General features: G+C 66.8%; 10 protein-coding genes. 8 read left to right on the forward strand and 2 right to left on the reverse strand.

Annotated elements, in window-relative coordinates; all coding sequences use genetic code 11:
• From DIE16_RS35835 to DIE16_RS35860, 5 genes are all read left to right on the forward strand, one after another.
• On the forward strand, positions 1-107 hold a 107-nt coding region (locus DIE16_RS35835), incomplete at its 5' end, for a 4Fe-4S dicluster domain-containing protein (RefSeq protein WP_141667388.1).
• Positions 108-155: 48 nt separating this feature from the next.
• The gene (gene bktB / locus DIE16_RS35840; RefSeq protein ID WP_044848466.1) at positions 156-1,349 is read left to right on the forward strand and encodes a beta-ketothiolase BktB; all 1,194 of its coding nucleotides are present in this window, start codon (positions 156-158) and stop codon (positions 1,347-1,349) included.
• A gap of 38 nt (positions 1,350-1,387) precedes the next feature.
• Positions 1,388-2,242, forward strand: a complete 855-nt coding sequence (locus tag DIE16_RS35845; RefSeq protein WP_124485735.1) for a 3-hydroxybutyryl-CoA dehydrogenase — start codon at positions 1,388-1,390, stop codon at positions 2,240-2,242.
• 619 nt (positions 2,243-2,861) lie between these two features.
• Positions 2,862-3,065 carry a hypothetical protein gene (locus tag DIE16_RS35855; protein WP_124894403.1) on the forward strand — a complete coding sequence of 68 codons (204 nt, stop codon included), beginning with the start codon at positions 2,862-2,864 and terminating at the stop codon, positions 3,063-3,065.
• Positions 3,066-3,343: 278 nt separating this feature from the next.
• Entirely contained in the window at positions 3,344-6,865 is a 3,522-nt protein-coding gene (locus tag DIE16_RS35860; protein ID WP_124894404.1) for a pyruvate carboxylase, read from the forward strand.
• Positions 6,866-7,050: 185 nt separating this feature from the next.
• Here DIE16_RS35860 and DIE16_RS35865 read toward each other — a convergent pair whose 3' ends face one another.
• On the reverse strand, positions 7,051-7,911 hold the full coding sequence (locus DIE16_RS35865) for a PhzF family phenazine biosynthesis protein (RefSeq protein WP_124485941.1): 861 nt from the start codon (positions 7,909-7,911) through the stop codon (positions 7,051-7,053).
• Between the two features lie 334 nt (positions 7,912-8,245).
• On the opposite strand from DIE16_RS35865, the gene DIE16_RS35870 reads away from it, so the two are divergent.
• Positions 8,246-8,935, forward strand: a complete 690-nt coding sequence (locus tag DIE16_RS35870) for a CoA pyrophosphatase (protein ID WP_260434517.1) — start codon at positions 8,246-8,248, stop codon at positions 8,933-8,935.
• A gap of 57 nt (positions 8,936-8,992) precedes the next feature.
• Here DIE16_RS35870 and DIE16_RS35875 read toward each other — a convergent pair whose 3' ends face one another.
• Positions 8,993-9,964 (reverse strand): AraC family transcriptional regulator, encoded by a 972-nt coding sequence (locus DIE16_RS35875; RefSeq protein ID WP_124485737.1) that lies wholly within the window; start codon positions 9,962-9,964, stop codon positions 8,993-8,995.
• A 94-nt stretch (positions 9,965-10,058) separates the two neighbouring features.
• On the opposite strand from DIE16_RS35875, the gene DIE16_RS35880 reads away from it, so the two are divergent.
• Together DIE16_RS35880 and DIE16_RS35885 are read left to right on the forward strand one after the other, a co-directional pair.
• On the forward strand, positions 10,059-10,892 hold the full coding sequence (locus tag DIE16_RS35880; RefSeq protein WP_124485738.1) for an oxidoreductase: 834 nt from the start codon (positions 10,059-10,061) through the stop codon (positions 10,890-10,892).
• Positions 10,893-11,222: 330 nt separating this feature from the next.
• A complete protein-coding gene (locus DIE16_RS35885) occupies positions 11,223-12,059 on the forward strand; it encodes an alpha/beta fold hydrolase (protein ID WP_044848485.1) in 837 nt (278 codons plus the stop codon).
• Positions 12,060-12,337 lie beyond the last annotated feature (278 nt).

Below are 12,337 nucleotides of genomic sequence, written 5' to 3' on the forward strand. Positions count from 1 at the left end.
CGCAGAACTGCGTGCACTGCAAGACCTGCGACATCAAGGACCCGACGCAGAACATCGTGTGGGTCACGCCGGAAGGCGGCGGCGGGCCGAATTACCCGAACATGTAACGCAACGCATCCCCGCGCCCGCGGGCGCGAACGAACCGGAGTGAGACGATGAGCAATGCAGCGAAGGAAGTCGTGGTGGTGAGCGGTGTCCGTACCGCGATCGGCGATTTCGGCGGGAGCCTGAAGGATTTCTCGCCGACCGATCTCGGCGCGAAGGTCGTGAGCGAAGTGCTGTCGCGCGCGAACGTGCCGGGCGATGCGGTCGGGCATGTCGTGTTCGGCCACGTCGTGAACACCGAGCCGAAGGACATGTATCTCGCGCGCGTCGCGGCGATCAACGGCGGCGTCGCGCAGCACACGCCAGCGCTGACCGTGAACCGCCTGTGCGGCTCCGGCCTGCAGGCGATCGTGTCGGCCGCGCAGACGATCATGCTCGGCGACGCCGACGTCGCGATCGGCGGCGGCTCGGAGAACATGAGCCGCGCGCCGTACACGGTGCCGGCCGCGCGCTTCGGCCAGCGCATGGGCGACGCAAAGCTCGTCGACATGATGCTCGGCGCGCTGCATGACCCGTTCCAGACGATCCACATGGGCGTGACCGCAGAGAACGTCGCCAAAAAGTACGGCATTTCGCGTGATGCGCAGGATGCGCTCGCGCTCGAATCGCATCGTCGCGCGGCGCGCGCGATCGCCGAAGGCCGCTTCAAGGACCAGATCCTGCCGATCTCGATCCGCACGAAGAAGGGCGAGGTCGCGTTCGACACCGACGAGCACGTGCGTCACGACGCCGGCCCGGACGACTTCACGAAGCTGAAGCCGGTGTTCGTGAAGGAGGACGGCACGGTGACCGCCGGCAATGCGTCGGGGATCAACGATGCGGCCGCCGCGGTGCTGATGATGAGCGCGGATGCCGCGCGCGCGCAGGGCGTGAAGCCGCTCGCGCGTCTCGTCGCGTACGCGCATGCGGGTGTGGATCCGGCGTACATGGGCATCGGCCCGGTGCCGGCCACGCAGAAGGCGCTCGAGCGCGCGGGCCTGAAGATCACCGATCTCGACGTGATCGAGGCGAACGAGGCGTTCGCCGCGCAGGCGTGCGCGGTCACGCAGGAGCTCGGCCTCGATCCGGCCAAGGTCAACCCGAACGGCTCGGGCATTTCGCTCGGTCACCCGATCGGCGCGACCGGCGCATTGATCACGGTCAAGGCGCTGTACGAGCTGAAGCGCATCGGCGGGCGTTACGCGCTCGTGACGATGTGTATCGGCGGCGGCCAGGGGATTGCGGCGATCTTCGAGAACATCTGATAATCGATCGCTCAGCACCCGAATACACAGGAATCGTCATGGCAATCGAAACCGTCGGCGTCGTGGGCGCCGGAACCATGGGCAACGGCATTGCGCAAACCGCGGCCGTTGCAGGACTCAACGTCGTGATGATCGACGTCAGCGACGCGGCGCTCGACAAGGGCGTCGCCGCCCTGAAGGGCAGCCTCGAGCGGCTCGTGTCGAAGGACAAGCTCGACGCCGGCGCACGCGACGCCGCGCTCGCGCGCATCACGACGTCGACCGACTACGCGAAGCTCGCCGCGGTCGACATCGTGATCGAAGCCGCGACCGAGAACGTCGAGCTGAAGAGCCGCATCCTGAAGCAGATCGAGTCGGTCGCGCGGCCCGACGCGATCATCGCGACCAACACGTCGTCGATCTCGATCACGTCGCTCGCGGCGCTGCTCGCCGATCCGTCGCGCTTCGTCGGCATGCACTTCTTCAACCCGGTGCCGCTGATGCCGCTCGTCGAGATCATCCGCGGGCTGCAGACGAGCGACGCGACCGCGTCGGCGGTGCGCGCGCTGACCGAGCGTTTCGACAAGTCGCCGATCGGCGTGCGCAACGCGCCGGGCTTCGTCGTGAACCGGATCCTCGTGCCGATGATCAACGAAGCGTTCTTCGTGCTGGCCGAAGGCATCGCGTCGGCCGAGGAGATCGACGCGGGGATGAAGCTCGGCGCGAACCATCCGATCGGGCCGCTCGCGCTGGCCGACCTCGTCGGGCTCGACGTGTGTCTCGCGGTGATGGACGTGTTCCTGAAGGACTTCGGCGACACGAAGTACCGTGCGTGCCCGCTGCTGCGCGAGATGGTGTCGGCAGGGCGGCTGGGGCGCAAGACGGGGCGTGGGGTGTACGACTACAGCAAGTAAGCGGCGCATCAGTGCCTCTTCGCGCGGCCGCCTTCAGGCGGCCGCGTGCTTTTGGCGGTGCGCTTGTGCGTCGAGCACCGCGAGATCCCGGGATCCCGGGGCAGGGTACGTTTGAACATCACGAGCTTTACGACAAGCACCCCGTCGAAATCACGCACGCGGTTACCCGGGACCCGGCGTACGCGCCGCGCGTGTTCTTTCCGGTCCCCGAGGCTTGCGTCGACCGGTTCTCGCGCTGGTACGGCGCGCGGTTGAGCGCGCACGGGATCTGATGGAGGCGAGACGCGCCGACAGCGCGATATCGGATCCGTTTGCCCTCGGCGTGCGATACGGGTCGATTAACGTCGACCCCTCCTGACCCATCGGTCCGCTCGGACGATCCGTCCCAGCTCGCGGGATTTCAGAATTGAAACTTCGATTCCATATCTGAGCCGGTACGCGGCCGGCCTGCGCGCCCGAGCCCCATCCATCAACGCCGCCCGTTCGATATTCGATGTGGCCTGCTTTTTGCCTTTACGAGACGACATGCTCGATGTGCTCTCGTCCGACCGTTCTTTCCTGACGAAACGAACCGCACGGTTCGAGAGGCGACCCGCTTTTCAATCGTAAGGTGAATGCAATGACTGACTACGGCGAACGAAACACGGTTTCCAGGAACGATGCGCGTCGCGTTGCGCGCGAACGCGCGGTGGAAGCAGATCGATCCGCGCCGACGCGCGAATCGTCCGGTGAACGCCGCCGCGATACGAACTGGGCGTGGGCAAAGGGAACGGCCGGCTACGACTGGATGGATCACGCACCGCTGTTCGATCACCGCGATTGATCCTGTCGCGAGCGCGGTTCATGCCACGGGCTCGCCGTGGTTCGATCGACGACCGGACCGGCCGGCGAGCCCGTCCCTTATTTCCGGTTGGTCGGCTGGATGCTATTCGTCGTCGCGATGTCGATAGCGATCATTCGGCGATCTGGCGAACATGTCGACTGGCGAAAGCCGCGACGATGCAACCGCGAATGACCGACGCGACGATCCGCACGCCGCCCAATGAAGCAGGCGGGCGGAGCACGGCGCGTCGGCGAACTCAATTCAACCATTCACTATCCATGGCCGCCGTGACGCCTACCCCCATCCAGTCCATTCTGATCGCGAACCGCTCGGAAATCTCGATCCGCGTGATGCGTGCCGCCGCCGAACTGAACATGCGTACGGTGGCGGTGTATTCGAAGGAAGATCGCCTCGCGCTGCATCGCTTCAAGGCGGACGAGAGCTACCTGATCGGCGAAGGCAAGAAGCCGCTCGCCGCGTACCTCGACATCGACGACATCCTGCGCGTCGCGCGGCAGGCAAAGGTCGACGCGATCCATCCCGGCTACGGCTTCCTGTCGGAGAACCCCGATTTCGCGCAGGCCGTGATCGACGCCGGCATTCGCTGGATCGGCCCGTCGCCGGAAGTGATGCGCACGCTCGGCAACAAGGTGGCCGCGCGCAATGCGGCGATCGCCGCCGGCGTGCCCGTGATGCCCGCGACCGCGCCGCTGCCGGACGATCTCGACGCATGCAAGGCGCTGGCCGCGGAAGTCGGCTATCCGCTGATGCTGAAGGCGAGCTGGGGCGGCGGCGGGCGCGGCATGCGCGTACTGGAAAGCGATCAGGACCTCGAAACACTGCTGCCTGTCGCTCGCCGCGAGGCGCTGGCCGCGTTCGGCAACGACGAGGTGTATGTCGAGAAGCTCGTGCGCAATGCGCGGCACGTCGAGGTGCAGGTGCTCGGCGACCTGCACGGCACGGTCGTGCACCTGTACGAGCGCGACTGCACGGTGCAGCGGCGCAACCAGAAGGTGGTCGAGCGCGCGCCGGCGCCGTATCTCGACGACGCGGGCCGGCAGGCGCTGTGCGAATCGGCGCTTCGCCTGATGCGCGCGGTTGGTTATACGCATGCAGGCACCGTCGAATTCCTGATGGACGCCGACACCGGCCAGTTCTACTTCATCGAGGTGAACCCGCGCATCCAGGTCGAGCATACGGTGACCGAGATGATCACCGGTATCGACATCGTGAAGGCGCAGATCCGCATCACCGAAGGCGGCCGGATCGGCCTCGCGGAGGACGCGACGGACGGCGACGGCGTGCTCGTCGCGCGCGCGGCCGGCGTGCCGGAGCAGCAGGCGATTCCGCTGAATGGCAACGCGTTGCAATGCCGGATCACGACCGAGGATCCGGAGAACGACTTCCTGCCCGACTACGGGCGGCTCACGGCCTATCGCAGCGCGGCGGGCTTCGGCGTGCGCCTCGACGCCGGCACCGCCTACGGCGGCGCGGTGATCACGCCGTACTACGACTCGCTGCTGGTCAAGGTGACGACCTGGGCGCCGACGGCCGCCGAATCGATCCACCGGATGGATCGCGCGCTGCGCGAGTTCCGGATTCGCGGCGTCACGTCGAACCTGCAGTTCCTCGAGAACGTGATCAATCACCCGGCCTTCATCGCGGGCGACGTGACGACGCGCTTCATCGACAGGACGCCGGAGCTGCTCGCATTCGCGAAGCGCGGCGATCGCGCGACGAAGCTGCTGCGCTATCTCGGCGAGCTGAACGTGAACGGCAACGCCGAGATGAGCGGCCGCACGCTGCCGGCATTGCCGCTGCCGAAACCCGTGCTGCCGAAGGTCGATACGGCGGTGGCGATTCCGGCCGGCACGCGCGATCGACTGCGCGAGCTCGGCCCCGAGAAGTTTGCGCGCTGGATGCTCGACCAGAAGCAGGTGCTGCTGACCGACACGACGATGCGCGATGCGCACCAGTCGCTGTTCGCGACGCGCATGCGCACGGCCGACATGCTGCCGATCGCGCCGTTCTACGCACGCGAGCTGTCGCAGCTGTTCTCGCTCGAATGCTGGGGCGGCGCGACCTTCGACGTCGCGCTGCGCTTCCTGAAGGAAGATCCGTGGGAGCGGCTCGCGCTGCTGCGCGAGCGCGTGCCGAACATCCTGTTCCAGATGCTGCTGCGCGGCTCGAACGCGGTCGGCTACACGAACTACGCGGACAACGTCGTGCGCTTCTTCGTGCAGCAGGCCGCGAGCGCGGGCGTCGACGTGTTCCGCGTGTTCGATTCGCTGAACTGGGTGCGCAACATGCGCGTGGCGATCGATGCGGTTGGCGAGAGCGGGATGCTGTGCGAAGGCGCGATCTGCTACACCGGCGACCTGTTCGACACGTCGCGCTCGAAGTACGACCTCAAATACTACGTCGGCATCGCGCGCGAGCTGCAGCGGGCCGGCGTGCACGTGCTCGGCATCAAGGACATGGCCGGCATCTGCCGCCCGCAGGCGGTCGCGACGCTCGTGAAGGCGCTCAAGGAAGAAACCGGGTTGCCGGTGCATTTCCATACGCACGACACGAGCGGGATCGCCGCGGCGTCGGTGCTCGCGGCGGTCGGTGCGGGCTGCGACGCGGTGGACGGCGCGCTCGACGCGATGAGCGGGCTCACGTCGCAGCCGAACCTGTCGAGTATCGCGGCGGCGCTGGCCGGCAGCGAACGCGATCCCGGGCTGGATCAGGACCGCCTGCACGAAGCGTCGATGTACTGGGAAGGCGTGCGCCGTTATTACGCGCCGTTCGAATCGGAGATTCGCGCGGGCACGGCCGACGTCTACCGTCACGAGATGCCCGGCGGCCAGTACACGAACCTGCGCGAGCAGGCGCGCTCGCTCGGCATCGATCATCGCTGGACCGAGGTGTCGCGTGCGTATGCGGACGTCAATCGCCTGTTCGGCGACATCGTGAAGGTCACGCCGACGTCGAAGGTGGTCGGCGACATGGCGCTGATGATGGTCGCGAACGACCTCGGCGTGGACGACGTGCGCAATCCGGACAAGGACATCGCGTTCCCCGAGTCGGTCGTGTCGCTGTTCAAGGGCGAGCTGGGTTTCCCGCCCGACGGCTTCCCGGCGGACCTGTCGCGCAAGGTGCTCAAGAGCGAACCGCCGGCGCCGTATCGTCCCGGCGACCAGCTTCCGCCGGTCGACCTCGACGCGGCACGCAAGCAGGCCGAGACCGCGTGCGAACGCCCGCTGGACGACCGGCAGCTCGCGTCCTACCTGATGTATCCGAAGCAGACGGTCGACTATTACGCGCACGTTCGCGCCTACAGCGACACGTCGGTCGTGCCGACGCCGGCGTTCCTGTACGGGCTGCAGCCGCAGGAAGAAGTGGCGATCGACATCGAGCCGGGCAAGACGCTGCTCGTGTCGCTGCAGGGTCAGCATGCGGATGCGCAGGACGGCATCGTGAAGGTGCTGTTCGAACTGAACGGCCAGTCGCGTTCCGCGCTGGTCGAGCAGAAGAGCATCGTGCAGGCGGGCAAGGAGCGTCATGGCCTGCAGCGTGCCGATCCGGCCAATCCGCTGCATGTCGCCGCGCCGATGCCGGGCTCGGTGGTCACGGTCGCCGTGCAGCCGGGGCAGCGTGTGTCGGCCGGCACGACGCTGATCGCGCTCGAGGCGATGAAGATGGAAACGCACATCGCGGCGGAGCGCGACTGCGAGATCGCGGCCGTGCATGTGAAGCCGGGCGAGCGAGTCGCGGCGAAGGATCTGCTGATCGAGCTGAAAGACCCGGCGCAATGACGGTTGCCGCGCCCGGTCGTATTCGCGAAGCCGATCGGGTGCAGCCGCGAGGATCGCGAACCGCGCGAGCGGTTCGGCCAGATGCGCGAGCGTGCGATGGAAGCGCCGCGGTTCCCCCACCACGCACGCACGACGCATGGATGGCGGCGTGTCGCGCGCGCGTCCGGCGTCGCAGGTCGTTGCGTCTATACGTTGATGACGCCGCGCCCGAGCTCGACCACACGACCGCCGACGCTGATTTCACCGTTCGAGCTGACCGACAACCGCAGCAGGCAAGGCCGGCCGACGGCTTCACCCTGTTCGACCTGAAACGCGGTGGGCAGCGCGTGATGGGCCGCAAGCAGCCAGCCGCCGAGATTCGCGCAGGCCGACCCCGTGCCCGGGTCTTCGAAAATCCCGCCGCCCTGTTTCGCAAAGAAATAGCGGGAGACCACTTTCCCGGGACGATGCGGGTCGAACGCGAACACATAGGCGGTTTTTCGACCGAGGCTGCTGGTCGGCCAGATATCGAGGAGGGCGCTATCGGGCCGGGCGCGGCGCACGGCCGCGGGGTTCTTGACGGCGACCAGCAGTTGGTCCGCGCCGGTGTCGACCCAAAGCGGCGGTGCGAGGAAATCGTCTGTCGTCAGTCCCAGCATGGCCGCCGTGTCGGTATCGGGCAACGCGCAAGGCGCCGTTTTCGGCATGCCCGCATGCGGGGCGGTGAACGTCCACACGTCGTCGCCGGCTTTGACGTCGACCACGCCGGCCTTGAATTCGAGTGCGAGTGTGTCGCCAGCCTTCAGCAGGTCGCGCACGACATGCGCGGTTCCGAGCGTCGGGTGGCCCGCGAACGCCATTTCATGGCCGGGCGTGAAGATGCGCACGCGGGCATGCGCATGCGCCGACGGCAGCACGAACGTCGTTTCCGACAGGTTGAACTGCACGGCCAGTGCCTGCATGGTCGCGTCGTCCATGCCGCGCGCATCTTCGAACACGCATAGCGGATTGCCGCCGAAGGTGGATTCGGCGAATACATTGAGCAGGCGGAACGCGTACTGGGTCATCTCGATCTCGTGTGAGAGGGGCGTGCTGGTCGGGGCGCGCGAGCATCGCCCGGATGTCGGGATGCTTCGGCACGATCCTGCATTCTGCCGGACCGAGCGCATCGATCGATGCGCGGTCGCTCGGCATTTCAATTTTCGTGCATCATCAGGGTTCTCCGCTTCGGCCCGGCCACGCGAATTTTCGCAACGATCGCGCCAATTTTTTCGCCGGAGCAGACGGCCGCCTGCGAATCCGAAACCGTCCGGTTCAAACACAACGACGCCGTGCCCATGCAACACAGGTCGGGTTCAGTGTCGCTCAATGCTTGCAGCATCCTGCATGCAGGAGGAAGACATGGCATCCGACGGAAGCCACCTGAAAACCGGGGGTGGACTCGCGAACGCATCGGCGGGCACCGCTTCGCCGCGAACCATGCTGGACGCGCTCGCACGCGGCGTGGAAAACCTGCTGATCCCGGCCGACACGCCGTGGCCCACGGCGCAGCTCTACCTCGCGGACAACGACCGACCGTGGAAATTCTCCGCTGTCCTTGTCGCGATCGTCGCGCGGCGCGAGCCGACGATCCTGCTGACCAAGCGATCGTCGGGGCTCAGCGAATATTCGTCGCACGTGAGTTTTCCCGGCGGACGTCCGGCGGAATCGGACACCAGCATCGGCGCGACCGCGCTGCGCGAGGCGTTCGAGGAAATCGGCCTCGCGCCCGATGCGGTGCGGATGATCGGAAGCTTGCCGATTCATAAAACGAGAAAGCGCAATCACGCCATTTTTCCCGTGATCGGCTTCGTGTCGGAAACAGCCGCATGGGAAGCCGCACCCGCTGAAGTCGAGGCGATTTTCGAGTTTCCGTTTTCGACGCTGCTGAATCCCGATCTGCCGCGGCAATACGGCGACGGCGAACGCGCCGGCGCCTGGTACTGGGCGGATCAGACGCAGGACATCTGGGGCGTGACCGCGTTCATCCTGAAATCGCTGGCGGGTCTGGTGCGCGACGCCGCGGGCGGAGAGTGTGCACGTACCGACTAGTTTCACGCACGGGGCCTCGCGCCCGCCGAGTCACGCGTGCCGCTCGCGGCGCGTCGCTCAGTGTGACGACACGAACACCGCATCCTCGAACGCCGCCGGAATCGCGAACTGCGCACGCATGCGCTTCGTTTCCTGCGCGGGCGTGAGCCCGAACAGCCGCTTGAATTCCCGGCTGAACTGCGACGGGCTCGCATAACCGACCGCATGGCCGGCCGCCTCTGCGGTCAGGTCCTGGCGCACCATCAGCAAGCGCGCCTGATGCAACCGCGTCGACTTCAGGTACTGCATCGGCGACACCTGCGTGATCGCCTTGAAGTGGCTATGGAAGCTCGGCACGCTCATGCCGGCTTCCGCGGCCAGTTGCGCGACGTCGAGCGATTGCGCGTAGTCGGCATGAATCAGGCGCAGCGAACGGCCGATCCGGCCGAACTGTCCGCGCATCGCCAGCGCGTTGCGCATGGCGCTGCCCTGCGCGCCGGTGAGCACGCGGAAATACAGTTCGCGCAGCAACCCGCGACCGAGCACCGCCGCTTCGAGCGGTCGGTGCAGCGCCTCGACGAAACGCAGCACGGTCGCCTGCATCGCGTCGTCCATCGGCGTCGACATCATGCTTCTCGGCGCCTGCGCGGGTTCGGCGATCCCTTCGCGGTCGATCTGCGCGGCCAGTTCGGCGGCCATCGGGAAATCGAGGTGCAGATACAGCGCGAGCAGCGGGTGCGCCGCCGTTGCGTCGGTTTCCATGCTGAACGGGACGGGCACCGAGACGGCCAGGTAGTGGGCCTCGTCGTACAGGTAGCGTTCGCCGCCGAAATAGCCGCGCTTGCTGCCCTGGCAGACGATTACGATGCCCGGGTCGTACAGCACCGGCGTGCGCGACAGCGCGCGGTTCGAGCGCAGGATGCGCACGCTCGGCAGTGCGGTCAGGTTGTAGCCTTCGTCCGGCGCCAATGCATGCAGCAACGCGATCAGGTGTTGGCGGCTGCGCGCGGGCAGCTGCGGCGATCGGGACGAAGAGGGCGCGGTGCTCATAGTTTTATGCAAGAAAATCAGCGGAACCGGGCTTAGGTTACGTGGATCGTCAGACTAGTATGCATGCTTCGATCGACATTCGGGAGAAGCTCACATGGCATCCGGCACTATCATGCTCATCACCGGCGTCAGCAGCGGCTTCGGCCGTGCACTCGCACAAGCGGCGCTGGCCGCGGGTCATACGGTGGTCGGCACCGTGAGAAGCAAAGCGGCGAAGCGGGCGTTCGAAGCGCTGTCCCCGCATGCGGCCATCGGGCGCGTGCTCGACGTGACCGACTTCGAGCGCATCGACGGCGTCGTCGCGGAGATCGAGTCGAGCGTCGGGCCCGTCGATGTGCTGGTGAACAACGCCGGTTACGGGCACGAAGGCATCATGGAGGAGTCGCCGCTGTCGGAGATGCGCCGACAGTTCGACGTGAACGTATTCGGCGCCGTCGCGATGATGAAGGCCGTCGTGCCGTTCATGCGCGTACGCCGACGCGGCCGCATCCTGAACATCACGTCGATGGGCGGCCACATCACGATGCCCGGCATTGCCTATTACTGCGGCAGCAAGTTCGCGCTGGAAGGGATTTCCGACACGCTCGGCAAGGAGCTCGAGCCGTTCGGCATCGCGGTGACCGCCGTGGCGCCGGGCTCGTTCCGCACCGACTGGGCCGGCCGTTCGATGACGCGCACGCCGCGCTCGATCGCCGATTACGACGCGCTCTTCGAGCCGATCCGTCACGCGCGCGAGGAGAACAGCGGTCGTCAGTTGGGCGATCCCGCGAAGGCCGCGCGTGCCATGCTCGCGGTCATCGAGGCGGACCATCCGCCGGCCCATCTGTTGCTCGGCAGCGATGCGCTTCGGCTCGTGCGCGCCAAATGGTCGGCGCTGGAAGACGACATGCGCGCGTGGGAGGCGGTGACCGTGTCGACGGACGGTTGAGGCACGAGGGTCGGGGCGTGCGAAATCGCACGGTTAGTTGCGTTGAATGGTCAAGTCTCGGGATGCGAGCACACTGCTGCGAGGTTGTGCCCGTCCGGACCGGTGACGAACGCGGCATGGTCGTTCGCGCCACACATCGCCGTTGCCCGCGGAGAACCGATACACGGCGGTATGCAATTGGCTTCATGACACGGTCGCGGTTTTCCGCTACAACACTCAGGTGCCGCATCGACCGGCGCGGTGTGCCGCCGCCCCGCAGTTCGACACCGACATCCGCCCGGGTGGCCGGCCGGCACGTGACGTTCACCTACCCCAAAGGAGCCTGAAGCCATGCCTTACATCACCACGAAGGACAGCGTCGACATCTTCTACAAGGACTGGGGCCCGAAGGATGCGCAGCCGATCATGTTCCACCACGGCTGGCCGCTGTCTTCCGACGACTGGGATGCCCAGCTGCTGTTCTTCGTTCAGAAGGGCTATCGCGTGGTCGCGCACGATCGTCGCGGCCACGGCCGGTCGGCGCAGGTTTCCGACGGCCACGACATGGATCACTACGCGGCGGACGCGTTCGCGGTGGCCGAAGCGCTCGACCTGCGCAACGCGGTCCATATCGGCCACTCGACCGGCGGCGGCGAAGTCGCGCGCTACGTGGCCCGCCACGGCGAGCCGGCAGGCCGCGTCGCGAAGGCGGTGCTGGTCAGCGCGGTGCCGCCGCTGATGCTGAAGACCGACGCGAACCCGGAAGGCCTGCCGCTCGAGGTCTTCGACGGCTTCCGCAAGGCGCTTGCCGACAATCGCGCGCAGTTCTTCCTCGACGTGCCGTCGGGCCCGTTCTACGGCTTCAACCGGCCGGGCGCGACGGTGCATCCGGGCGTGATCCAGAACTGGTGGCGCCAGGGCATGATCGGCAGCGCGAAGGCGCACTACGAAGGCATCAAGGCGTTCTCGGAAACGGACCAGACCGAAGACCTGCGGTCGATCTCGGTGCCGACGCTCGTGTTGCACGGCGAAGACGACCAGATCGTGCCGATTGCCGATTCGGCGCTGAAGTCGGTCAAGCTGCTGAAGAACGGCACGCTGAAGACGTATCCGGGCTATTCGCACGGGATGCTGACGGTCAACGCCGATGTGCTGAACGCCGACCTGCTGGCCTTCGTCCAGTCGTAACGCTGGCGGCGCAAGCCCGTTCTCGCGGGCTGCGCCGCGCTGGCCGGTGATGCCGGCCAGCCTCCTTCCGCTTCGCCGGCGGGTTTGACCGGCTACGCGGAACGATGCTGCCGGCACGACACCGCGAAGTCCCCACGGCGCAGCGTAGCGTCCGGCTCGCTACCGTTCCCCCTCGATGTACCGCACGATTGCAGCCGCTGCCCGCTGCCCGCTGCCCGCTGCCCGCTGCCCGCTGCCCGCTGCCCGCTGCCCGCTGCCCGCTGCCCGCTGCCCGCTGC

It is taken from the genome of Burkholderia sp. Bp9090 (assembly GCF_003857985.1).
In the GTDB taxonomy this organism is placed as follows: domain Bacteria; phylum Pseudomonadota; class Gammaproteobacteria; order Burkholderiales; family Burkholderiaceae; genus Burkholderia.

Coding starts and splice junctions, on each gene's coding strand:
- bktB (WP_044848466.1), top strand. CDS start 156: ATGAGCAATGCAGCGAAGGAAGTCGTGGTGGTGAGCGGTGTCCGTACC.
- DIE16_RS35845 (WP_124485735.1), top strand. CDS start 1,388: ATGGCAATCGAAACCGTCGGCGTCGTGGGCGCCGGAACCATGGGCAAC.
- DIE16_RS35855 (WP_124894403.1), top strand. CDS start 2,862: ATGACTGACTACGGCGAACGAAACACGGTTTCCAGGAACGATGCGCGT.
- DIE16_RS35860 (WP_124894404.1), top strand. CDS start 3,344: ATGGCCGCCGTGACGCCTACCCCCATCCAGTCCATTCTGATCGCGAAC.
- DIE16_RS35865 (WP_124485941.1), bottom strand. CDS start 7,911: ATGACCCAGTACGCGTTCCGCCTGCTCAATGTATTCGCCGAATCCACC.
- DIE16_RS35870 (WP_260434517.1), top strand. CDS start 8,246: ATGGCATCCGACGGAAGCCACCTGAAAACCGGGGGTGGACTCGCGAAC.
- DIE16_RS35875 (WP_124485737.1), bottom strand. CDS start 9,964: ATGAGCACCGCGCCCTCTTCGTCCCGATCGCCGCAGCTGCCCGCGCGC.
- DIE16_RS35880 (WP_124485738.1), top strand. CDS start 10,059: ATGGCATCCGGCACTATCATGCTCATCACCGGCGTCAGCAGCGGCTTC.
- DIE16_RS35885 (WP_044848485.1), top strand. CDS start 11,223: ATGCCTTACATCACCACGAAGGACAGCGTCGACATCTTCTACAAGGAC.